We start from the raw sequence: 23755 nt of genomic DNA, 5'->3' as shown, positions 1-23755 counted from the left end.
TTATAATTTAAAAATGTCTTTCAAGATAGAATATAAGACGAAGAGTATAGATATGAAATTTAAAAATTTACTGGGTTTAAGCCTGCTCACCTCTACATTATTCTTCGGCGGTTGTACCACGACACAAAATCTAGCCAACTCTAAAATCCCTGCCGAAATCAAATCACAGCTCAGCACCTCTGAAGCAGTTTTGGGCTATTTTGGAGATGAAGATAATCCCGATTACTGCGGCTGCGTATCGTATATTGATTCAAGTTATTACATGACCCCAGTCAAAGACGGCTATTACCGTGTACTTTTAGGTCGTAATACCACAGGAGATTTTTTAGTTCAAGATTTTTACCAAGAAACCAAAACCCCTCAATCCTCACCTGCTTGGGTCAAAGATCCGATGAAACTATTTAGTTTTAGTGGCAGTGACATCGAAGGCCCAGTAACACTTTATCGCAAAAACGGCAAAGTAGAATCAACCTTTGTGAATCAAGATGGCGTGAGCATCCAAGGCGAAGAATTTTATCCAACAGGACAACGTGGCGCAGCGTATAAAGTCGATGAAAATGGCAATGATGCCTATCGCTTATGGTATGCCTCAGGAAAAATTGCGGCTGAATATGTCGTCGATACCGATGGTGAATATGTTGGTGCTTATAAAGCATGGCAGGAAGATGGTCGCGAAGCCAATGATGACATTGACGACATTCGTGAACGTGTTGCTTTAGAACTCGACTGATCTATCAAAAGATCGATCAAACAAAAAGGCGCAGATTGCGCCTTTTTTCTCTTCAATTGCACCTATTGCATGATCAATTTTAGTTTTCACGATTACCTGATTTACAAAACACGCGATCTATTAAACACGCGCATACAACCTACCTAAGCCGTTAAAATCGGCTTTAATACGTGCCACAGTTGTGGAATCTCAGAAAAGCCATCCTGTGCTGTGAAATGCCCCGCTTCTTTCACCTCATAAATTTGTGCATTTATAAAATTGCCCAATTGGATCGCAACCGGCGGCGGCACGATAGGATCATTGGATGAAATCAAACTGATACAAATTGGCATATAGGTCTGTAAAACACCACTATCCATTTTTGCACGTTGAATAAATGCGGTTAATTCAGGTTGTGTCGGTAAACTACTTTTAAAACCCGATACAAAAACGCCCGCTTTAATCCGCGTGCCATGCTTTTCAAAATATTGATTGAGATAATGCAGCGTGGTTAAACACCCCAAACCATGTGCAATCACAATGGTATTTTCATCCAAATCAGGCATTTGCAACGCTAGAAATTTCTGCCAATGGTCAAAATCAGGTTGTGCCGCATTTGCCATCACGATGCGTCGAGAATAATGTCCTGCTTCTTGCAGCTTTCGTCCCAACCAAGGAAACCAATGATCATTAGGCGATGCATCATGACCATGAACAATATAGATCTTTTGGCTTTCTGGCGTATGCGGTGTATTCATGATTTGATTCTTATTTTAGGTGATTATTTTTAGTGAAGCTTTCAATTTGCAGTTCGGCAAATTTTCACCTCTGTTTTAAACCTGTCACCTACACGCTCTCAATGTCAATTTGGCATCTTTTTGTAATGATTTAGCTCAGTTCGGTATCTATCTGCTGGTATAGCAAGATTCCTTCATCCAGTACTTGCTATCAAATGTACCCTACCACTTTACTTGAACGCACAGTCTCGTCAAATTGCAGCCATAAAAAAAGGCGCAGAAAGCGCCTTTTTTTCAGTCCAAATTACTTCGGATCTTTACTGCCAAACAATGGACCCATGCCACCGCCGCCAAATTGTTTTTGCATATTGCCTAATGATTTCATCATTTTTGCCATACCCGTTGGGTTGGCAAATTTCTTCATCATTTTCGCCATTTGCGCATGTTGCTTGATGAGTTTATTCACTTCAGCAACATCCATACCACAGCCTGCTGCAATACGTTTTTTACGGCTTGGATTCATCAAGTCTGGGTTACGACGTTCTTTAATGGTCATCGATTGAATAATCGCTTCCATTTTCTTCACTTGCTTTTCAGGATTTGCTTGTGCAATTGCATCTTGAATCCCTGAGTTGCTCATGCCTGGAAGTTTATCCAGGAAGCCCATCATACCGCCCATTTTGTTCATTTGTTCAAACTGCATCAGCATATCTTCAAAGTTGAAGCTACCGCCTTTTTGCAGTTTTTTCGCCATTTTTTCGGCTTTTTCTTTGTCGATTTTACGTTCAACTTCTTCGACCAAAGAAAGTACGTCACCCATACCCAAAATACGCTGTGCGATACGTTCAGGATGGAATGGCTCTAAGGCATCGAGTTTTTCACCCATACCCAAGAATTTAATCGGCTTGCCAGTAATGGCACGAACAGAAAGTGCTGCACCACCACGTGCATCACCATCCGTTTTTGTCAGGATCACACCCGTCAAAGGTAAGGCATCATTAAAGGCTTTTGCCGTATTCGCCGCATCCTGACCGGTCATGGCATCAACCACGAACAATGTTTCAGTCGGCTTAATCGCTGCATGAAGCTCTTTAATTTCATCCATCATTTCGTCGTCTACATGTAAACGACCTGCTGTATCGACAATCAAGACATCAGCAAATTGAATTTTTGCTTGCTCAATCGCACGATTTGCGATGGTAATCGGTTTTTCGTCTGCGCTTGATTCAAAGAAAATCGCGCCAACTTCACCTGCAACCGTTTGTAGCTGCTTAATCGCTGCTGGACGATAAACATCGGCAGACACCATTGCTACTTTTTTCTTTTGACGCTCTTGTAAGAAACGTGCAAGTTTTGCCGCAGTAGTTGTTTTACCCGCACCTTGCAAACCTGCAAGAAGCACAACAACTGGTGGTTTTGCCGCTAGGTCTAGGCTTTCATTCGCCTCACCCATCATTTTGGTCAATTCGTCATGAACGATTTTGACGAAAGCCTGCCCCGGTGATAACTGAGTCATCACTTCTTGGCCCAATGCTTCTTCCTTAACTTTCGCGATGAATTCACGAGTTACAGGTAACGCAACATCGGCTTCAAGAAGTGCCATACGTACTTCGCGTAACGTATCTTTAATATTGTCTTCGGTTAGCTGCCCTGAGCCAGTAACATTTCTTAAACTCTGCGTGAGTCGTTCTGTTAAGGTATCAAACATTGCAAAATCCGCTTAAAATAGCCATGAGCAAAAAATTGTTTCTTAAAATAGAAAATTTATGCATAGAATGCTATAGGATACTTTAGTTCTTGCAGAATTTATATAAATGAATATTCAACATCCTGAAAAAGGTTTGACATGATCAGTCTCCCCTTGGTTTACACGATCCTAGCATTAATCGCTTATACCACGTCTTTTTGGTATTTATTCAGCCATTTAATGTCTAAACGTGCGCCGAACCATTGGTTTATTGGTGTTGTACTTGGTTTAGGCATGTTATTGCATGCAGGTGTTTTATATAACGATATGTTGACGCCTATGGGTGTCAACTATGACGTGTTCAACCTGATGTCATTTACTTCAGGTCTCATGCTATTACTCAGTGTGTTATTTAGTACCTATCGACCTGTGCTGGCAATGAACCTGTTGGGCATTCCTGTGGCAGCGACGGGATTGATTTTGGGCTTTGCATTTAGTCGACAAAATCAATTTATAGAACAACATTCACTGGGTTTAGACATCCATATTATTTTGTCACTTTCCGCATATGCCGTCCTGCTGATGGCAACAATTCAAGCGGTTATTTTGCGTTTACAAGACCGTGAACTAAAAAACAAGCAGAAAAAGCGTGTATGGGTGAGTCTGCTTCCATCCTTCCAAGCCATGGAATCTTTGCTATTTGATTTATTGATTGCTGGATTTGCACTACTGACCGTGGCACTTGGGTTTGGTTTCTTCACCATCGATAACTTCTTTGCACAGCATTTGGCGCATAAAACTGCCTTTAGCATCATTTCATGGTTCGTCTATGGTGCCTTGCTCATTGGGCATTATCGATTCGGCTGGCGTGGTCAAAAAGCCATTCGCTTTACCATTATTGGTTTTTGTCTCTTGGCAGTCGGCTTTATTGGTTCTAAGTTTATTTTAGAAATGGTTTTAGGCCGCTAAGTCGACGATGAAACGATTTTAAGTTTTATAAAGAAGTAAGTTTTATTACGAAGGGAGCTAAGGCTCTCTTTTTTTATAGCTTGATTATTCACACAGAAATAACAGGCATAAAAAAAGCGCTATACAGCGCTTTTTTTTCATTACGTCTAAATTATAGAGCAACGATGTTTACAGCATTCGGGCCTTTTTGACCTTGAGCGATGCTGAAAGAAACCTTTTGGCCTTCTTGCAAAGTTTTGAAGCCAGAACCAGTGATTTCGCTGAAGTGAGCAAAAACGTCAGGACCGTTGTCTTGTGCAATAAAACCGAAACCTTTAGTTTCGTTGAACCATTTAACTGTACCAGTAACTGTATTAGACATAATAATACCTATTAATTTGTTGATTTAGCCATTGGATGATGACTGACTATAACTTGGAAAATAATAAAGAATTGAACTTCATTTCTGTAAAAAACGAAGGATTATGACTAACACTGCGATACTTAAAGAAAATTTACGAAACAATACTTTTTTTCTAGTTGCAGCCATCATACATGAAATCTTAAAAGATTCAAGCACAGTATATGTTGTTGATTCCATTAAAAAACAACAGTAAAAGCCATCTTCTTATTATTACTATCCATCTGTATTTACTCATTTTATTGTTTAAGTTTTATGTCAGTCAAGACTTTACGACTTTGGTCCTAATTTCACCAAATAATTACATAAAATTTTGTGATTTCGTATTCCGCGTCACCAGAAGCACAAAACCTAGACATCCCTTTCAAAACCACGTATAACTCCGTTTTTCAATTTTTGGCTGTGTGACCGTGAAACTTGTTCTTGCGCCGATGGAAGGCTTAACCGACCCAATTATGCGAGATGTGTTGACGCATGTGGGGAGTTTTGACTGGTGTGTAACCGAGTTTATCCGTGTCACGGACTCTGTCCTGCCCGACCATATTTATCATAGCTATTGTCCTGAACTAAACAATGAGGGCAAAACTGCAGCAGGAACACCGGTTCATGTGCAGTTCTTAGGTAACAATCCCACTATGCTCGCGGCAAATGCTGTACGCGCGGTAGAACTTGGTGCCCCTGCAATTGATATGAACTTTGGTTGCCCTGCAAAAACCGTCAACCGCCACCGTGGCGGTTCAGTTCTGCTAGATGAACCTGAAGTGGTGTATGAGCTAGTCAAAGCTGTGCGTGACGCCGTTCCGAGTCATATTCCTGTATCGGCAAAAATGCGTTTGGGCTATATGGACCGTAACTTCACTATGGAAAATGCGCATGCCATCGAAGATGCCGGAGCTGCATGGGTTACAGTCCATGCGCGAACCAAAGCCGATGGTTATACCCCGCCTGCCTTTTGGGATCAGTTGCAACCCATTCGTGAAGCATTGAAAATCAATGTGATTGCCAACGGTGAAATTTGGAATAATGCCGATGCCAAACAGTGCCAACTCGAATCCGGTTGTGAAGACCTAATGATTGGTCGTGCTGCGGTGACCACTCCTGACATTACACAGTGTATCCGTCGTAATACCGATGAGCCGCTGATTACATGGCATGAACTACTTGGCTTACAAATTCGTTTCTTAAATGGCTCGTATAAGAAAGAAATGAATATGGTCGGTCGTTATAAACAATGGCTCGGCATGATGTCGAAGCACTATCCAGAAGCCAAAGTCCTTTGGGATGAAGTAAAACGTGTCAAACCACTCGATGAAATCGTGGAAAAACTCAAAGCCGGTATGTAAGTTTTAAAACACATATCTCAGCGTAGCCGCAAAGCCTTTGAACACACCTACAGTGTTCAAAGGCTTTGTTGTTTTGCAAACTCTAAAATTGCATCGATCTCATCTGCCAAAAACTCTTTTGGGTGTTCCGAAGTCGGGTTCATCACCAAGCTTGCGCCTTTGGTAATCGCAAATAATTTTTCAGCACTGATCATGACAAACTCTGCATCTGCGCCAACATCCTGTTGAAGCATCGCAAGACTCAGAAAGAATGGAATGGCTTGCTCGCCCTGCTCCGTTTCCATCAATTGAAAATGCAGATGCTGCTCAGCATCACGCTCACCCAAACAATACACTTGGCTAGCTAAAAGTTTCTGATAAAAGTCTTGGTATTGCTCAGGATGATCTAAAGTCGATTCATAAAGATGTTGCAGCGTGTCGTTCATTGTTATTGTCCGTCTATTTTTATCATTCAGATACTGTTCACAATCCACAGCATACAGGAAGTTTATGAATTATGTCGTTGATTTAAATCTTCAATGTGCTGTCGATTTGTTTTCCACGATTTTTCTAAAATTTCTTTTTCTAAACGCAACTGTATTCGTTTAAGTTTCATTTCAGAGATCACCGGTTGCTGAAAAGTTTGAACATAGTCCACCCAAGCTGTACCCAGAAATACATTCGGCGGCATCTCTGTTTTAAACACCGCTTCAGGCATAAAAACAATCACAGAATGCATATTGTCTTTATCCACAATATCGCTCAACACCTGCTCTAACACTTTCATATGTTTATAATTTTGGTGAATCGGATTTTGAAATTTAAAACTTTTTTTATAAATCTTTTGCGTCCATTGTTTTTGTCTCTCGCTCCCAAAAATCCAGCCCTTATAGTTTTTAGTTTCAATCACAAACACACCAAAAGGGCTTAAAAGAAGATGATCAATCTGAGTCGTAGCTCCCTCGCCATCTGGTAAGGTCAAATCATTTAACAATATATAATGGTCTTTCAAATAAAGTTTGACATGAACGGTGACAGCAAACTCCCCCATTTTCCCCTTTAAATATGGTTTAAATGCTTTGATTGCCCCCACAATCAGTAACAATGGAATTAGCCACCAAAACGTCGAAATGAGGGGGGCAAAAATTTGAGAAAGATTCATTGATTTGATTCATTACTTTAAATTACTGATGTTACCCACATAAAAGTAATTTCGCATTTTTAAAATGATTTTTAAGCCTATTCGCCGGAGTCTTACATCTAGGGTTTAAATAAAGGGATTAGCCTTCGGCTGGAGGTACTTTTGTTTCGGCAAAATGAGAAGCGAAGCTTCGCAAGGAAACCATCTTGCGGAGCAATGCTCCTCACCGCAAAACTCGTTCACCACCGTCAAATTATTCAAAGCATCGCAAAAACATTTTTGATTAGGCGGCATCCTGTCTCAAACACTTGCGGATGACGTTAACGCGTATCGTTCTTTCTTTGAAGCGAATTGTGCTTTGATGTTACTGCGTAACATCAATTAAATAAGTATATTTTCTATTTTATTGTAATTTCTCAATTTTTAACAATATTTCTTTATTTTCTAGACCACCCGCAAAACCCACTAATTTTCCATTTGCGCCCACGACACGATGACAAGGTGCAATAATTGAAATTGGATTTTTACCATTGGCTGCACCGACAGCACGTACGGCTTTGACATTGCCGATCTGCTCTGCAATTTGTTTATAGCTGCGAGTTTCTCCAAAAGGAATCGTCAGTAAAGCTTGCCAAACTTGTTGCTGAAATGCGGTGCCTTCAAAGTCTAGCGGCAAGTCAAATTGCTGTCTTTTACCTGCAAAATATTCATTTAATTGCTGTGCGGTTTTGAGCAAAATCGGGTGTTGCAGATCTTCAACCAAAGCCGCCAATCGCACACGATTAGGGTTTTCATTTTCCCAAAGAACAGCCACCAATGCGGTTTCATGTGCAACAAGTTTTAATTGTCCAACGGGTGAATCTAAAAACTGATAAGAAAGTTGCATGACATACTCCAAGCTCAAAATCGCAACACTTCATTATTCAGGAGGACGATAATTTCATCAAGACTAGTCCTGAAATAATCAGGACCGCAGCTAGCATACGCATGGCATTGGCAGGCTCACCCAATACAACGATGCCGAGGATAAATGAACCCACTGCACCAATGCCTGTCCATACTGTATAGGCTGTACCCAGCGGTAAGGATTTCATTGCATAAGACAACAAAGCGAAACTTGCGATCATGAAAACAATGGTCAAAATACTTGGCGTCAGTTTGCTAAAGCCTTCAGAGACTTTCATACAATATGCCCAGACCACCTCAAGCAATCCCGCTACAATTAATAAAACCCAAGCCATATTTTTACCCATAAAAAAAAGCACAAAAGGCTTTTACCTCTGTGCTTTAGAACATATTAACTTGAAGATAATTTCATCAAGATTAGACCAGAAATGATCAGTACTGTGGCTAACATCCGCATAGCAGTTGCAGGCTCACCGAGTATAAAAATACCCACGAGAAATGAGCCAATCGCGCCGATTCCTGTCCAAATGGTATAAGCTGTTCCCAGAGGCAACGTTTTCATGGCATAGGCTAATAAACCAAAGCTCAGGATCATAAAAAATAAAGTGACTAAACTTGGGCCAAGTTTTGTAAAGCCTTCTGAGAGCTTCATCGAATAGGCCCAAACGATTTCAAAAATACCAGCGAATACCAGAACAACCCAGGCCATGATGCCTTCCTCCATATTAGTAGAGTCAGGTCGTCCTGACGATTTTTCTTACTGGCTTTGATCAAAGATGTAAGGGAGGTCGTTCCTCCGAATATTGTCTCAGTATAGCAAATATGCTGAATTTTAGTGCAGTCTTTACATTTTTTGACCAAATTCAGGGCGTTATTCAGTTGAGTAAAACTCTAGTGCAGATGATTTGCGCCAAAACATAGCATGTCTGTTCAAAGGATAGATTCAGACATAAAAAAAAGGCATCACAAAACCTGTTGATGATGCCCTCTTTATTTGGTCTATTCGCAGATTAGAACTTCAGACGAAGTCCTGCGCCATACCACCATTGTTTTTCACTTCTAGTTTCAGCTTGCCATGCCGTATGCTGATTTCCTTTTTCGTAGCTGTAAGCAACATCGATAAAGGGCATTAACTTTTTATTGATTTCATAGCGTGTTTCTAGCCCTAGCCATACAGAACTGAGTCCTGTTTTTTGTGCATAAGCAGAGTCATCACTCAGCACCACATCTAGGTTCAAATATGGTTTTAAAATCAATTTTTGCGTCAGCAGCAAATCACGTTCGATTTCTAAAGAAAAACTGACCTGTTTATCTGCACCAAGATATAAATAAGCATCGGTTTCAAAGAAATACGGTGCCAGACCATGCAGACCCACCACAGCATCTAACTGTTCCTTGTCCATCACTTGATGTTCATCGACCCGATAACGTGCACCAATTTGCGCATCCCAAAAGTCGGAGATCATACGGCTATACATCACTTGAGCCGCATAATCAGCGTCTTGAGATTCTGCTTTATCCGCATGTAATTTGATGAAGAGCTTATTTTCATCGGTCCCGATTCGACTCTCAATTTCGGTCTTTAAACTTCCACGGCCATCGGCATTATTGAGCCATCGATTGTCTATCTCAGTCGCTTGATAAATCTGTCCACCATGTTCACGCTTATGATCAACAGGGTGCTGCGCAGAAGCAGCACGTGACGCAATAGATGATGCATTTGCATGTTCTGCATGTTCTGCATGTTCTGCATGTTCTGCATGTTCTGCATGTTCTGCATGTTCTGCATGTTCTGCATGTTCTGCATGTTCTGCATGTTCTGCATGTTCTGCATGTTCTGCATGTTCTGCAGTATGCTCCATCTTGTTCGATTCGATCCTTGTTTGCATCACTTGATGCGACGAATCATGTGAGGGCGACTCATGTTGAGCTGACATTGGCATGCTGCGATGTGCATCTTGCGCCATGGTCATTTGAGTGACCGATGCCAAAGCTAAACTCAATACCGTATACGTGCATGGTTTAATGATGCGCATGAGACACCTCCTTTTGCGGCACAGATGCCGTTTTAGTATTCTCTGCGACCTTTGCGACCACAAGTTTATTCATCATCCCTGCAGACATGTGATACAGCAAGTGACAATGAATCGCCCATTCCCCTAATTCATTGGCCGTTAACAGAGCCGTGACAGTTTTCCCCGGCGGCACAATCACCGTATGTTTATTTGGCATTTCAGAAGACACTTGCCCATTTTCCAATTGCATAAACATGCCATGTAAATGCATCGGATGCGCCATCATGCTGTCATTGACAAATTTCAGTCGAATTCGTTCACCATATTTCACCTGAAGTGGTTCGGCTTCACTGAATTTTTTGCCATTCATGGTCCACATGTAGCGTTCCATCGTTCCACCCAAATGAATGACCAAATCTTGCGTCGCTTCACGTGTATCAGGCTGCGGGGTTAACGCTTTTAAATCACTATATTGCAGCGCCTTGTCACCGACAGGTGTTGAAGCATTGGCCCAGCCCATAACCATTTCTGAATTTTCAACTGCCTGCTTCTCCTCTTTAGACTGTGCATGTTCCATCGCTGTATGCATATCATGCTTCGTTGATGAATCCATTAAAGAGTGGTTCATAGAGGAATGATCCATCACGCTATGATCCATATTGGCATACGCTGAATCAGACATGTTCTGTTTATGCATCTCTGGATGCTGCATAGTAGTATGCGCAGGCATTGGGGAATGGTCCATGTCATGCCCCATTGCAGCATGATCATGTGCTTGATTCGGCTGAATATTTGATGGATTGACAGTATGCGCGCTGTGCTCATGAGCATTCGCTTGCTGGCTTGCTGAAGTTTGGGTTGAACCTGTAGCAGTATGTCCCATGTTGCTATGGTCCATATCCGACATTGAACCATGGCCCATATCTTCCATGGTCAACAAAGCGCGTGGTCGAGCTTTTGGCATGTGAATGCCTGAGTGCTGAGGCTGCGTTTCATCATGTAAAGTGCCTATCGCAAATCCTGTCCGATCAATCGATTCAGCTTCAATCTGATAATGCGCAGACTTAGGCTCTACGATCACATCGTAGGTTTCCGCTGCACCAATACGGAATTCATCAACATCGACTGGTTTGACCGCTTGACCGTCTGCACTGACCACCGTCATTTTGAGCTGAGGAATACGCACATCAAAAAACGACATAGCCGCAGCATTTACAAAACGAAGTCTGACTTTTTCATTGGGCTTAAACATCCCCGTCCAGTTCTGCTGTGGTGTTTTGCCATTCACTAAAAACGTATAACCCGTGACATCAGACAAATCCGTTTTCAGCATACGCATCTGATTCCACATCGAACGATCTTGCCAAGTGTTTTTTAAACCCGTTCGTTTAATTTGCGTCCATACATCTGAAACTGTTTCACGTTGATTTTGATAGTATTCGGCAGACTTTTTCAAATTTGCCATGATCTGAGCGCTAGATGATTCATGAAAATCCGACAGCATGACCACATAATCACGTTGCGTCTGTTCATGTACGGCAAGTGCTTGTTTACCTTTCGGATAAATTACCAAAGCGCCATACAATCCGTCTTGTTCTTGGCCTTTGGAATGCGCGTGATACCAATACGTTCCGCTTTGACGGACTTTAAATTTATAAGTAAAGCTACCATCCGGCTGAATTTCATTGAAACCATTAAAGCCGGGTACACCATCCATTAAACCGGGCAGCAATAGACCATGCCAATGCACCGAGGTATTTTGTTTTTTGAGCTGATTATGCACATAGATGACCGCATCATCGCCTTCTTCAAACTCCAGTAAAGGGGCTGGAAACTGACCATTGACACTGATTTTCTTGACCGCTTTACCAGTCAAATTGATGGTCTTTTCATCAATATTCAGATGATATTCTTTAATGGCTGCAAACGCCCACGTTGGAGACAGCAGACACACCCCGAGCACGAGGCCTGACTTAAATAAATTAGACATGACTTAACCTTTATAAAATAACGAAAAAACGTATTTAAAACTCAGGTTAAGCTTGCGGAGGTCTTAGAATTTCTTGCCAAAAGCCTTTTAAATGCTGTCCAGCAAAAATAAAACGAGGAGGTTCTGCATAAAGATGCACATTGACGGTTTGCAATGCAACCAATGCGCTATCGAGATAAGAGGTACTGATTTGGCAATGTGCGAGTGTACAGTCCTGACAGTCTGTACTTTGTGTCGTTGAATGATGCACCTGACCATCTTGCAGTGCAGATGTCGCATCTAAAGATTGATGACAATCCATCATTGAAATGACTTTAGGTGTTGCTTGCTTGCCATGATGTGCTGCATGCTCTGGAACAGCTTGCCGCTGATTTTGATGGCAATTTGCTATATTTGAATGTGAAGGATCAGTATGTGCTGCATGAACTGATGCCTGATGGGCATTCGCAGTCATCATTTGTTGATGTTGAAAATTTTGCTGTGCACTGACCACACTGCTCCACCCCATGACAAACGCCATGAGCCAAGCAAAGCCAAGATGCTTACGCAAAAAATTGAACAATTTAGTACCCTAATTCAACCCAATGATGTACATGTGACAACATGTCCCTATTAACACATCTTTAGAAACATCACGCGATCAGTTCAGCTGAAATCCGAATGAAACACCACGATGATATTATTTACGATTCAAATGCAATCACATGACATTCGTATCAACATGACATGCAGCTCGACCTATTTATCCATCATGAACGATACTTTCAGAAATATCTAAAAGCACTATCCAGTGCGATCGATGATGTGTTTTGCCAGTCGCAGCTTATCTCAATAGTTGCTAACAGCATAATTAATTGTGAAGTTATTCACAACAGTTTTAAATTTATTGCGCTGTCATAAAAATCAGCGCATATCTTCCAATTAAAACATAAAAGTTATTTTTTAAACTGATTAATTATTTACCATAGATTAATAAACATACAGCATTTCAAACACTTTACCCCATAAAAAAAAGGACTCAACTGAGTCCTTTTTATACTTAATACGTCTAATTATTAAACCATTGATGCACAATCGTTTATAATTTATCCAAGTTATCCATATAGTTATCTACACAGATATCCATACAGTTATCCATATAGTTATCCACAAGCAAGGAATAACTTATACCCAAAGACTTAAGCCTCTTGAGCATGCACTTTTGCCAACTCTGAACGCATGTCATCAATTACAGCTTTATAATCAGGCTTACCAAAAATCGCTGAACCAGCCACAAACATATCTGCACCAGCTTCAGCAATGTCACGGATATTGGCTGGAGTAACACCACCATCCACTTCTAAGCGAATATCACGACCTGAAGCATCAATAATTTTTCGTGCTTGACGCAGCTTTTCCAAGGTCATTGGAATGAACTTTTGACCACCAAAACCTGGGTTCACACTCATCAACAAGACTTGGTCAACTTTATCTAAAACGTAGTCTAAATAATGCAGAGGTGTCGCAGGGTTAAACACCAAGCCCGCTTGCGCACCGCCAGATTTGATTAACTGTAAAGAGCGGTCAATGTGGTCAGTCGCTTCTGGGTGGAAAGTGATGATATCTGCGCCAGCTTCCAAGAAATCACCAATCATACGGTCTACCGGCGAAACCATTAGATGCACATCAATTGGCGCCTTAATGCCGTATTTTTTCAATGCCTTACAAACGCCCGCACCAAAAGTTAAGTTCGGTACATAATGATTATCCATGACATCGAAATGAACAACATCTGCACCGGCTTCTAGAACGTTTTCAACTTCTTCACCTAAGCGCGCAAAGTCTGCTGACAAAATTGAAGGTGCGATTAAGAATGGCTTGGACATGAAAAACCTAGCTTTGAAAAGGGAGTGATTGACGCATTATAGCAAATTGTCCCCCTATTCGCTGCCCACGCCCTCAGTCGTTTTTTCGATACTGATGATTGAGATCTCTATAATAAAAAAACCTAGGATGAACTGATGTTACGCAGTAATATCAGAAGCGTAATTGGTTCAAATAAAAGAAAGATACGCGGTAACGTCATCCGCATTTGTTTGAGACAGCACTACTTCTCATCAAATTTTTTTGCAATACTCTAAATAAATAGACGCTAGAGAGCGAGTTTTGCGGTGAGGAGCATTGCTCCGCAAGATGGTTTCCTTGCGAAGCTTCGCATCTCATTTTGCCTAATGAGAAACATCGTTTCGTAAGAGTACCTCCAGCCGAAGGCTAATCCCTTTATTTAAGCCCTAGATGTAAGACTCCGTCGAATTGACTTAAATATCATTTTAAAAATGCAAAATTATTTTTTGCGTGCGTAACATCAGTGATTAATATGGATAAAGATCTCAGGGATAGAAACACAGCGTTGCATATTTAGACTTAACGAGCATCTATGTACTTTGCTAAGTTAAAGGACTGACAACTTAACAATAAAATTGCATCTATGAAAAGCTCAACACAAATCACCACCACCCAAGCAGCACGTGTTGCTAAGCGCTTAGTCAATCATTGGAAACATAAATTTGAAGTCAATGAACAGCTCATTGGAGAAAATACTGCATTCAAGATTCAACTACCGTCTGCAGAGGTTAGCCTTCTACCACAAGCTGCGTTTTTAGACGTGGTGATTTCAGCCCAAGATCCAAGCACAAATCTAGATCAATTGGAACATGTGGTATTAGATCATTTGATCCGCATGGGACAAGAAGAACTCAGTGCAACATGGCAACGCGAACCATAGTCTACGTCGCCATATTGTCAAAGCCTTTCACTCAATGCTGATGTGATTGATAATTTCTGACTGCATCAATACGGGCTTTCGTCGCTGGATGTGACTCAAAAAAGTCTGTCCAAGATCTCTGATCTTTGGCAGTTTCATCCTTTGCACCTTTCTCTTTTGCTGTTTCACCATCAGCTTCATCCTCCATACGTTGTAAGAAGTTTGCAAAATGTGCCGTTGGAATTTGATGTTTTGAAAGTTGTTTTAAGGCATATAAATCTGCTTCTGATTCAAAGTCTCGTGAGTAACTTGCACCTACCGCAGCCACTGGCAAACTGGTGAGAATGTCAGAGCCATCCCCTGTAATCATCAACAAAATAATACTGATGCCTAAACCTGACAAACTTTGCTGCAAACTATGGCGTTGAACTAAATGCCCCTGCTCATGTGCAAGCACACCTATGAGCTCATAATCATTTTTCGCTAGTTTAACCAACTCATCTGTCACGATAATGGTGTTATTGGGTATCGCCAATGCATTTGCACCGATGCTACCACCACCACGGAATAACAACTTCGCAGGTCGATTTTCAGCCACCAATTGTTGATATTCTTGCTTCAGCTTGTCTTGACGTGCTTGTGGCAATTTCGTGGGTTCAGTCATATCAATAATATATTTTTCCGCCTGATCACCCCAACTCTTTAAAGCTGTCTCAGGAAGTTGGTTGGCCACCACATGTGACGCTGCTGGTATTCCCCATTTAATCAATACAAAAGCAAACGCCACCACGAAAATCACACTAAAAATGATTAGAGAAGGTGAACGCTCTAACTTCCAAATCGAATGCCAACGCGACTTTACATCTAGATTAAACCACTCTGGCAAGGGTTGATGAAACTCTAAACGAGCATCGTTCTTTAACTCGATCACTGGCTGAATATCACCCAAAGCACCGATCAGCGTCATATCTTGATAGGTGTAATGCTGTGTTTGTTCTAGGTCTTGACCATAACGCACAATCACAGCATGTTCCCCATCTGCGCTGATTTGAGCAACAAAGGGTTTTGACACTTTCCCATCATAATAGGTTGCATTCACTACTGATGTTTTCATGTAATTCACCTGCGTTATAAGGAAATATCTAGGTCAAAAATATCGGATAATTCTTCAGCAATCGCATTGTGATCTTGCTGCATTTGATTTTGTAATTGGTCTGGATCATCGACCAACATTAAGTGCAAAGATTCAGTCTGATATTTATATAGTCGTACAACTGCCCATGGTGTCAGTAAACCGAGGCTAATCACTTTAGCCAACCAATTGCTCAAGACAATCCATGCATAGCGCCATTGATTACAGTCCGTATGAAACTGACTGCGGCTCAAAGTAGTGTTATTCCAAGTAGTAATAAATATACGTGCAGCTGTGAGTGGCCAAATAAACATGTAGCCAATCAAATACATACCAAAAATAATGAAGACATAAGATGCGTCATTTAAACCATCTGAGCTACCAAACAATATCGCAAAGATTACTGCTAGCAATGCACCAAAGCCCATAAACAGAAATAAAGGCACATACATGGCACGCATATAATCGCCCCAAGTATTATTCAGATTAAATTTCAACTGACCCAGATACAAATGATTCAGACATTCACGTTTATATAGCCAGACCGCAACTGGTGTAAACAAACCAAGGGTAAAGACAACCACTGCAAGACATTTAACAAAGCACCAATACGCGCTTTTATTTGTCCCTGAAAAAAAGAATCGGCTATTACTAAACTTACTGTTGCGAGCACGGAAACGAATCGTAGATCGAATGAGCCAAGGAACTGCGAAAAAGATCAGGACAAAGCCCGCTAAGAAAGCTTCCCAAGAATATTTTGCAGCAAAAGAGAAACCACCATAGACCACTAGCGCAATGATGCGTCCAACTAAAATTTTTGTAGGCAAACCAGTAAAGTCAAAACGACGCTGAAATACCCAAGTATTACCGTAAAAATAACGTAAACGGCGGACCTTTGCCCAAGGCGCATAAAGTCCAAGCGTGACAATTGTCAGTAAGATATTTACGATCCAAATACCGAAATATTCAGACGCATTACCTTTAAACCTAAAATGATAATTTCGTCCCAAAACATCAGCCTGTTCTGTCTCACCAAATAGACTCGGTGAATTCATCACGGGCAGCTCTGGCGGAAGCGGCGTTTCCATTTGTGAATTTTGCATAAGTACCCTAAATTATTTTTTTTGGTATGTCGAATTTATTCATTTGCATGGCAATGCACATCACCATGCTTTATTTATACGTATATCAAAGCAAGCTATGCCTCAATATTTTTTTAACCACTGGCTTTTAAATTAATGAACTACTGTTTGCAATTGGACAGCGTGAAATTGCAAATGATCGTCCATAAAACTTTGAATAAAATAATACCCATGATCATAGCCAACATGTTCACGCAGTTCGAGTGGCTGCCCAACTTGCTCACACGCTTGCTGAAACAACATCGGATTTAACTGGCTATAAAATTGATCATCAATGCCTTGGTCAATCAAAATGGCTTTAAACAAAGCCCCTTTAGTTTGCACTAAAGCTGTAGCATCATGCGAAAGCCACTGCTGACGGTCTGAACCTAGATATTGACTAAACGCTTTTTCACCCCATGGACACTGACTCGGCGCACAAATCGGTGCAAAAGCAGAAACCGATTTAAACAGGTCAGGATGCTTCAACGCTAAAGTTAATGCACCATGGCCGCCCATACTATGTCCGAATATGCCAATCGCAGCTTTTTGTACCGGAAATTCAGTCTGTACCAGCGAATACAATTCTTCAGTAAGAAAACGTTCCATTTGATAATGCTCGGCCCACGGTTGTTCCGTTGCATTAATATAAAAGCCCGCACCCTGCCCAATATCCCAATGATCGCCTTGCGCTACCTGTTCCCCACGTGGAGAAGTATCAGGGCTGATTAAAATCAGGCCGAGCTGCGCAGCTAAACGCTGTGCATGCGCTTTAATGACAAAGGTTTCTTCGGTACAGGTTAATCCAGCCAAATAAAACAATGCAGGACACGCTTGGCCTTGTAAGGCTGCTTCTGGCAGAAAAATACCAAACTTTGTCGTGGTCTTTAGACTTGAAGAATCCAATTGATAAATGCGCTGCTCACCCGCAAAACAGGTATTTCGTTGTACTAATTCCATGATCTTTATCCTAAACTTTTTAATCTTTTAAGGCGTAACCGTCGTAGCCGGTGCAGTAGTCGTCGGCGGGAACAATCGTTGTTCTAATTGAGGCAACATTAATGCCATGTTTTTCCCCATCGACCACTGAGGTTCAGAAGGTTCGAAACCCTGCGCTGCTTCCCATTTCGCAACAGTCGCTTTGGTTTCATTAAATGCCGCTTGAATACTGGTCTGTTCACGCATCGCCTGATCAAAGAACGCACGGCCAAAATAAGTGTATTCAGCTTCATTCGAACAGCCAAAAGACTGTCGATCAGCTGCCGATGCAGTAATAATTAAAGTATTATCATTTTGCAGTGCTGGAATAAAACTGCCTGAATAACATGAAGAAATCACAATTACACGCCAACGAATTCCGGATGCATCCAAGGCTTCTTTTAACCATTTAGGATCGACTTGCGCCAAATCCAAAGGTGCATTTTCCATTTCAAAGACATTAGGTAAACCGTGTGAGGTCATATATAAAAATAAGACGTCACTTTCTCGGTTCATCTGTTGACCAATACGACGCAGCGCCAACTCCATACTGGTTTTAGATGCCAGCGGAATTTCAGTACGCGTTGCGGGGTTATTGATAAGCTCAACCGAACGCCCATAGGTGCCAAAACGTGTATCAAACTGTTCTTTAATCCGTTCAATTTCCAGTTTAAAGACATCTTGATAACTCGCACCAGCCACCCCTAAGAAGTACCAATGGGATTGGGCAAATTCACCATATTCCACTGCGTCTAAAGATTTATTGAGCAAACGGCTTTGTGCATAGAAGGCATCTTCAGCAAAGCTTGGTGGAACTTCTTCCACTTTCCAAATCGGCTGATCTTTGACTGAGACTTGCCACACGACCAAAGTAAATAGCGTCGCACCCATAATCAGTGCTCGCTCCCACCATGGCCATTTCAGTTCACGTGAAAATACCCAAACGACAGCTAGACTTTGCCAAACAAATAGAATAATGAATAACGTTGGAATGTAGTCATATAGGAAGTATGGGAGAAAATCGAGATCTCCCATATATTGAATCAAACATTGAAACAGCATGATGTGCGTATCAAGCACCAACCAGAGCAATGCTGGGACCAACATTAACCGTGGATTATTCACACGTTGTGACAGGAAAATCCCCACGATTAAAGCAATAAATGGCCACAATGCGTAGCTAATGAGACCTTGGGCATTAAATTCGCCAATACGCCCCGTGCTGAGCCAACTAAATAAACTGTTGGCACAACCACCTAAAATCCCCCAAAACACCAATTGTAAAATCGATGGTCGAACGATTTGTAAAGAACGACGAGACCCCAAAAATAACCACATCCCCGCAGTTTGGTTGCTTTTAAAATCATGCCAAAAATTGATGGAGGGTTTGAAATCAATCATAGAGTTCTGATGGTGGCCTTGGCTCGCTTAATTGCACAAATAATTTTATGCCTGATGTCGTTTTTAGCAATGCTATTTTTTAACTATATAACAAATCTTTGAACAATATTGAAGCAAATATCATTTTAAGTCACAAGATCATGTTGGAAATATGCATCAAAGCGACAAGCATCACCTTGCCACTGATGTTGCGGCTCTTGATTCGCTAAAAAAACCGCCAATCGTGGACGTTTAACCACGACACGTTTAGCAATTTTTTGTGCTAAATCCAGTAAATTATCACCTAAATCCATTTCACCATCTTCAGGTAACAGCAAATGTAACAATTGCATTTGTTTTTTGACCTGAGCTTGTTTTTTAACAGCTTGCTGGTTTTGATCTCGCTGTGGAAACATCGGATCGAGATAAACCACGTCAAAGATTTGATTGGTCGTCGACAAATGTTTCAAAAAGTCTGCCGAATCTGAAAAGACCAATTCAATTCGAGCTACAACCGAACTTAAAAATACATCTTGCTGTGCACGTTGATGTGAGTCTTCCAATAGGGTAAATAAAATCGGATGACGTTCCACAAGGGTCACATGGGCACCCAAATGGGCCATCAATAAACTGTCGTGCCCTAGCCCTGCGGTTGCATCCACAAGTTGTGGTTTTTCAGCCAAATTACACGCACGTGCAATCATCTCAGACTTTAAGGATGCTCGCTTTAAACGCCCAACTTCTGCTTTCCAATCGGGTTGCATCTTCATGCCATTGGCCGCCAACCACAAACCATCTGCATCGACACACAAACTGAGTTCAGGGTTTAAACGTAAAAAACGCGCGTTTAATTTTTCAATCAATTCAATATTTACAGATACGCCACGTGAAGAAAGCACAGCAGAATACTGCTGTGCTTTCTCATGAAACTCTTGTTCTGTGTATAAGCGGATTTCGCTTACCATAATTTCCAGCCTGTAAATGCGAACAATAAAATCAATAAACCTGAAACAATTCGATACCATGCAAAAATCATGAAATCACGTTTTGCCACATAAGCAACAAGCGCACGAATCAAAAGTAATGCCGAGACAAACGAAACGATTAAACCAACGGCAATCACAGTCCAATCTTGAGTGCCTTGAAATACATCATAGCTTTGATATAAATCCAGCAAACCTGCACCGACAATAACAGGAATACCCAAAAAGAATGAAAACTCAGTGGCTGCTTTACGAGAAACACCCAAGAACATGGCACCAATAATGGTCGCGCCTGAACGTGAAGTCCCTGGAATTAAAGATAAAACTTGAATTAAACCAATCCAAATCGCATCTTTAATGGTTAAATCTTCTACTTCTTTGGCACGCACTTGCGGTGGATTTTTTTCGATCCAAATAATGATCAAACCACCGATAATCAACCCCATAGCAATCGCAATGTTATTGAACAGCAGCTCTTTCACCGTCTGACCAAACGTCAAACCAATCAACACGATTGGAATCGAAGCGAGAATTAAGCCAAAACCTAAACGGCGCCCTTTTTCTTCACCAGTCACCATACCGGTTGCTGCGCCCCACAGGCGGCCCCAGTATTCATAAATCACCGCAGCAATCGCACCCATTTGAATTGCGATCACGAAAACATCACTTTTTTCTTTGGTCCAAAAGTTCATTAATTCTGAAGCCAGAATTAAATGCCCTGTACTTGAAATCGGTAAAAATTCGGTAATACCTTCAACAATACCCATGATTGCCGCTTTGAGCAGCAGTAGAAGATCCATATATAACCCTAATTATGGCTTGCCTTGTTCTGAAATTTTCTTCCAGGCGTTATCTCGTAAATATACGGGTAATGCAAGTTCAGCACTCACCCATGCTTTTCTTTGCGCCGCTTCGCGGGCAATAGTAGCAATATCTTGTGCTGTTGCACTTAAGTCTTTGTATTGTGTTTGTTCTGATTGAATGAGCTCACTACCAGAACCCACGACGGTAAATTTGATCTGCAGTGTGGCATCAGCGTAACTTAATAGTTGTTCTTCATCTACAGCTTGCATAATGCCATTGGCATCGAGTTGATAGCTAGCGATGTACACTTCTTGCATGCGTGCATCAAGGACTGCCGTTACTACAGTCAAACCATGTAGACGATGCGCCGCTTGAGCCAAAGCTTGCAAAGTCGAGACTGGAACAACAGGTACGTCATTGGCCCATGCCAAGGCTTGTGTTACCGCAGCATTAATACGAACACCACTAAATGAGCCAGGCCCACGACTAAATGCAATCGCAGTTAAATCCGCTAACTCAATAGCAGTTTGATTAAGCCCTTGCTCAATCATTGGGAGAATGGTTTGCGTCTGCGCTTTTGCCCGTAAATCGAGTTGAAAATAAAGCTCTTGAGTTTCATCTACAATCGAGACGGAACACTGCTCATTGGCAGTTTCCAATGCCAGTAATTTCATGCGCAACCTTAATTAAATTTAATCTTAAAAAACGTTGAATATGATACTCCACTCCATCGCAGTTCGCGAGATGTTCCACCACAGACTCAGCGCTTTCTGTATTTAATCTATAAAAAAAGCCTCGACAAACGTCGAGGCTTTTTTGCTTGCCACGTATAGCGTTCTATAGTTCAGCGACTTCGAGTTGAGTAAAATGTTTAAAATGAGCGGCATAATGCATGGCACTCATTTTTAGACGTGCTTCCGCTTGTTCATCTAAGGTCTTGACGACTTTACCCGGTGAACCCATCACAACAGAATTATCCGGAATCACCTTGCCTTCTGGAATTAAAGCATTCGCACCAATGATGCAATTTTTACCAATCACAGCATGATTTAGGACCACGGCATTGATTCCAATCAGACTATTATCACCTACGGTACATCCGTGTAGCATGGCTTGATGCCCAATCGTGACATAATCACCAATGATCATTTCAATGCCCGCATCGGTATGCAGCACCGCATTTTCTTGTACATTGGTAAAATCACCCAGTTTGATACGACTATTGTCACCTCGGATGACGGCTCCGAACCAGACACTCACTTCTCGGCCTAATTCAACTTGCCCAATGACCGTTGCATTTTCTGCAACCCAACCATCCCAAGGTTGATGCGTGGCTTTCGGGCTATATCCTTGAAATTTGTACAACATGATCAAACATCCTATTTTGACTTTCTAAATAAAGGTTTATGGCTCACGGCCCAAATGAAATGAAGGAGAATTCAATAAAAAAGGCCATTCTTTTTGATAATTCAGACCATATTGAAATAAAGAAATCAGCATCCGTGCAGTCAAGCCCCATACGATTTCGTTTTCGACTCTTAAACTGGGAAAATAAAGCGATTGCTGGGCAAAACGAACTTCATATGGCGTTGGCGGTGTTTCTAAAAGCTGTCTTAATGATGCAAAAAAAATACGGTCAATTTCAGTGGGTTGAGGTATTAAATTTACGTCAGGCGGGATCAATCCCACGATCGGTTTAACCAACATCCCATTCCGTGCTTTTTGCATCGGTAAATCACCCAAAAGCTGCACATCAAATGGATTTAGAGCGGTTTCTTCTTGAGCTTCTCTTAACGCCACCACGATATTACTGGTGTCTTGGGCATCACGTTTGCCACCGGGAAAGGACACTTCACCGGCATGATTATTCATATAGAGCGAGCGGCGGGTCAATAAAATACGTGGATTATCTTCTTGGGTAATCGCAATCAATACAGCAGCATGCGCAGGTTGAATACGCTTAGAAAAACGTAAACTTTGCTGCAATCGCTGAGTCAATAAACCCTCATCCATCCACATTACATCCTTATAATTATCTTGTTTTCATCATAGCTGAATTTCGGCCAAGCTGGTTAGAAATGATGCCAAAGTTTTATTTTTAAGTTATTCTGACGGTTCACACAATCCATGACGATGAATATGAACTTTTGCTCAAACTGCGGACAAAAAACAAAAGAAGCGATCCCGCTTGGAGATCATCAGATACGCCGTATTTGTACCGCATGTGGGTTTATTCATTATGTGAATCCTAAAGTCATTTGTGGTGCTTTAGCCGTTTGGGACAATCAAGTTTTACTTTGCCGTCGTGCGATTGAGCCACGTTATGGGCTGTGGACATTACCTGCTGGCTATATGGAACTCTATGAGACGATGGAGCAAGGTGCAGCGCGTGAGACTCGCGAAGAGGCTGAAGCAGAAGTCAACATTGAGCAACTATATTGCATGTATAACATTCCCCGTATTGGGCAAATTTATGCCTTGTTCAAATCTGAACTAATCAATGGAGAGTTTGGTGCGGGTGATGAAACCATTGAATCACGATTGTTTAGTGAAGAAGATATACCTTGGGATGATTTAGCCTTTCCAAGTGTGGAACGAACGCTGCGGCATTATTTTGCTGACCGCAAAACAGGTCAGTTTGAAATGCATCTCGAAACCCTTGGTACGCGACTCGATCACACAGGTTAATTTGCTGCTCTCAATATTAAAAAAGCCCATCACTGATGGGCTTTTTTATT

At 41.5% G+C, this 23755-nt stretch carries 26 protein-coding genes; 5 read left to right on the top strand and 21 right to left on the bottom strand.

From position 1 onward, the window contains the following. Nucleotides 1-52 precede the first annotated feature (52 nt). Nucleotides 53-730: a hypothetical protein gene (locus FTV04_RS07700; RefSeq protein WP_180089170.1), complete on the top strand. Its 678-nt coding sequence runs from the start codon at nucleotides 53-55 to the stop codon at nucleotides 728-730. A gap of 143 nt (nucleotides 731-873) precedes the next feature. On the opposite strand, the gene FTV04_RS07695 is transcribed toward FTV04_RS07700, so the two are convergent. Together FTV04_RS07695 and ffh are read right to left on the bottom strand one after the other, a co-directional pair. Continuing rightward, nucleotides 874-1467 (bottom strand): alpha/beta hydrolase, encoded by a 594-nt coding sequence (locus tag FTV04_RS07695; RefSeq protein WP_180048990.1) that lies wholly within the window; start codon nucleotides 1465-1467, stop codon nucleotides 874-876. 283 nt (nucleotides 1468-1750) lie between these two features. Continuing rightward, the gene (ffh, locus tag FTV04_RS07690) at nucleotides 1751-3154 is read right to left on the bottom strand and encodes a signal recognition particle protein (RefSeq protein WP_078191163.1); all 1404 of its coding nucleotides are present in this window, start codon (nucleotides 3152-3154) and stop codon (nucleotides 1751-1753) included. 138 nt (nucleotides 3155-3292) lie between these two features. Between ffh and FTV04_RS07685 the strand changes: the two genes are divergently transcribed. After that, a complete protein-coding gene (locus FTV04_RS07685; protein ID WP_078191164.1) occupies nucleotides 3293-4102 on the top strand; it encodes an inner membrane protein YpjD in 810 nt (269 codons plus the stop codon). Between the two features lie 151 nt (nucleotides 4103-4253). Here FTV04_RS07685 and FTV04_RS07680 read toward each other — a convergent pair whose 3' ends face one another. Beyond that, the gene (locus FTV04_RS07680; protein WP_067761877.1) at nucleotides 4254-4463 is read right to left on the bottom strand and encodes a cold-shock protein; all 210 of its coding nucleotides are present in this window, start codon (nucleotides 4461-4463) and stop codon (nucleotides 4254-4256) included. A 449-nt stretch (nucleotides 4464-4912) separates the two neighbouring features. On the opposite strand from FTV04_RS07680, the gene FTV04_RS07675 reads away from it, so the two are divergent. Then, nucleotides 4913-5845: a tRNA-dihydrouridine synthase gene (locus FTV04_RS07675; protein WP_180005012.1), complete on the top strand. Its 933-nt coding sequence runs from the start codon at nucleotides 4913-4915 to the stop codon at nucleotides 5843-5845. 56 nt (nucleotides 5846-5901) lie between these two features. On the opposite strand, the gene FTV04_RS07670 is transcribed toward FTV04_RS07675, so the two are convergent. The 9 genes from FTV04_RS07670 to rpe form a co-directional block, all read right to left on the bottom strand. After that, nucleotides 5902-6270 (bottom strand): SseB family protein, encoded by a 369-nt coding sequence (locus FTV04_RS07670; protein ID WP_180089169.1) that lies wholly within the window; start codon nucleotides 6268-6270, stop codon nucleotides 5902-5904. Nucleotides 6271-6332: 62 nt separating this feature from the next. Beyond that, nucleotides 6333-6986: a nuclease-related domain-containing protein gene (locus FTV04_RS07665; protein ID WP_180089168.1), complete on the bottom strand. Its 654-nt coding sequence runs from the start codon at nucleotides 6984-6986 to the stop codon at nucleotides 6333-6335. A 382-nt stretch (nucleotides 6987-7368) separates the two neighbouring features. Next, a complete protein-coding gene (locus FTV04_RS07660; RefSeq protein WP_168378519.1) occupies nucleotides 7369-7851 on the bottom strand; it encodes a methylated-DNA--[protein]-cysteine S-methyltransferase in 483 nt (160 codons plus the stop codon). 37 nt (nucleotides 7852-7888) lie between these two features. Continuing rightward, nucleotides 7889-8206 carry a quaternary ammonium compound efflux SMR transporter SugE gene (sugE, locus tag FTV04_RS07655; RefSeq protein ID WP_078191206.1) on the bottom strand — a complete coding sequence of 106 codons (318 nt, stop codon included), beginning with the start codon at nucleotides 8204-8206 and terminating at the stop codon, nucleotides 7889-7891. 56 nt (nucleotides 8207-8262) lie between these two features. Beyond that, nucleotides 8263-8580 (bottom strand): multidrug efflux SMR transporter, encoded by a 318-nt coding sequence (locus FTV04_RS07650; RefSeq protein ID WP_180005009.1) that lies wholly within the window; start codon nucleotides 8578-8580, stop codon nucleotides 8263-8265. A gap of 301 nt (nucleotides 8581-8881) precedes the next feature. Continuing rightward, complete coding sequence (locus FTV04_RS07645; protein ID WP_257220983.1) at nucleotides 8882-9907, bottom strand: copper resistance protein B; 1026 nt, start codon at nucleotides 9905-9907, stop codon at nucleotides 8882-8884. Beyond that, nucleotides 9894-11876, bottom strand: a complete 1983-nt coding sequence (locus FTV04_RS07640; RefSeq protein ID WP_180089167.1) for a multicopper oxidase domain-containing protein — start codon at nucleotides 11874-11876, stop codon at nucleotides 9894-9896. The genes FTV04_RS07645 and FTV04_RS07640 overlap by 14 nt, the downstream gene beginning before the upstream one ends. Nucleotides 11877-11922: 46 nt before the next feature. Next, complete coding sequence (locus tag FTV04_RS07635; RefSeq protein ID WP_180089166.1) at nucleotides 11923-12438, bottom strand: hypothetical protein; 516 nt, start codon at nucleotides 12436-12438, stop codon at nucleotides 11923-11925. Between the two features lie 616 nt (nucleotides 12439-13054). Further along, complete coding sequence (gene rpe, locus FTV04_RS07630) at nucleotides 13055-13741, bottom strand: ribulose-phosphate 3-epimerase (RefSeq protein ID WP_078192356.1); 687 nt, start codon at nucleotides 13739-13741, stop codon at nucleotides 13055-13057. A 602-nt stretch (nucleotides 13742-14343) separates the two neighbouring features. On the opposite strand from rpe, the gene FTV04_RS07625 reads away from it, so the two are divergent. Continuing rightward, the gene (locus FTV04_RS07625; protein ID WP_180089165.1) at nucleotides 14344-14640 is read left to right on the top strand and encodes a DUF2218 domain-containing protein; all 297 of its coding nucleotides are present in this window, start codon (nucleotides 14344-14346) and stop codon (nucleotides 14638-14640) included. 31 nt (nucleotides 14641-14671) lie between these two features. On the opposite strand, the gene FTV04_RS07620 is transcribed toward FTV04_RS07625, so the two are convergent. From FTV04_RS07620 to FTV04_RS07580, 9 genes are all read right to left on the bottom strand, one after another. Further along, nucleotides 14672-15733 carry a M48 family metallopeptidase gene (locus tag FTV04_RS07620; RefSeq protein WP_180089164.1) on the bottom strand — a complete coding sequence of 354 codons (1062 nt, stop codon included), beginning with the start codon at nucleotides 15731-15733 and terminating at the stop codon, nucleotides 14672-14674. 14 nt (nucleotides 15734-15747) lie between these two features. Next, a complete protein-coding gene (locus FTV04_RS07615; protein WP_180059824.1) occupies nucleotides 15748-16854 on the bottom strand; it encodes a YjgN family protein in 1107 nt (368 codons plus the stop codon). A 132-nt stretch (nucleotides 16855-16986) separates the two neighbouring features. After that, complete coding sequence (gene fghA, locus FTV04_RS07610) at nucleotides 16987-17832, bottom strand: S-formylglutathione hydrolase (RefSeq protein ID WP_180089163.1); 846 nt, start codon at nucleotides 17830-17832, stop codon at nucleotides 16987-16989. A 27-nt stretch (nucleotides 17833-17859) separates the two neighbouring features. Further along, complete coding sequence (locus FTV04_RS07605; protein ID WP_078192361.1) at nucleotides 17860-19251, bottom strand: C13 family peptidase; 1392 nt, start codon at nucleotides 19249-19251, stop codon at nucleotides 17860-17862. Between the two features lie 125 nt (nucleotides 19252-19376). After that, nucleotides 19377-20195, bottom strand: coding sequence for a class I SAM-dependent methyltransferase (locus tag FTV04_RS07600; protein WP_218949906.1), 819 nt, complete (start codon nucleotides 20193-20195; stop codon nucleotides 19377-19379). Next, nucleotides 20189-21013 carry an undecaprenyl-diphosphate phosphatase gene (locus FTV04_RS07595; RefSeq protein ID WP_180008558.1) on the bottom strand — a complete coding sequence of 275 codons (825 nt, stop codon included), beginning with the start codon at nucleotides 21011-21013 and terminating at the stop codon, nucleotides 20189-20191. Before FTV04_RS07595 ends, FTV04_RS07600 begins: the two co-directional genes overlap by 7 nt. Nucleotides 21014-21025: 12 nt before the next feature. Next, nucleotides 21026-21691 (bottom strand): tRNA (adenosine(37)-N6)-threonylcarbamoyltransferase complex dimerization subunit type 1 TsaB, encoded by a 666-nt coding sequence (gene tsaB, locus FTV04_RS07590; protein ID WP_180089162.1) that lies wholly within the window; start codon nucleotides 21689-21691, stop codon nucleotides 21026-21028. A gap of 163 nt (nucleotides 21692-21854) precedes the next feature. Beyond that, nucleotides 21855-22385: a gamma carbonic anhydrase family protein gene (locus FTV04_RS07585; RefSeq protein ID WP_078192364.1), complete on the bottom strand. Its 531-nt coding sequence runs from the start codon at nucleotides 22383-22385 to the stop codon at nucleotides 21855-21857. Between the two features lie 36 nt (nucleotides 22386-22421). After that, on the bottom strand, nucleotides 22422-23030 hold the full coding sequence (locus tag FTV04_RS07580) for a CoA pyrophosphatase (protein WP_078191182.1): 609 nt from the start codon (nucleotides 23028-23030) through the stop codon (nucleotides 22422-22424). A 126-nt stretch (nucleotides 23031-23156) separates the two neighbouring features. On the opposite strand from FTV04_RS07580, the gene FTV04_RS07575 reads away from it, so the two are divergent. Then, nucleotides 23157-23705, top strand: coding sequence for an NUDIX hydrolase (locus FTV04_RS07575; protein WP_078192366.1), 549 nt, complete (start codon nucleotides 23157-23159; stop codon nucleotides 23703-23705). The last annotated feature ends 50 nt before the right edge of the window (nucleotides 23706-23755 follow it).

This window comes from Acinetobacter sp. YH12219 (assembly GCF_013417875.1).
Classification (GTDB): domain Bacteria; phylum Pseudomonadota; class Gammaproteobacteria; order Pseudomonadales; family Moraxellaceae; genus Acinetobacter; species Acinetobacter amyesii.
The sequence above is the reverse complement of the archived record's forward strand: the minus strand, read 5'-3'. Positions and strand labels throughout refer to the sequence as shown.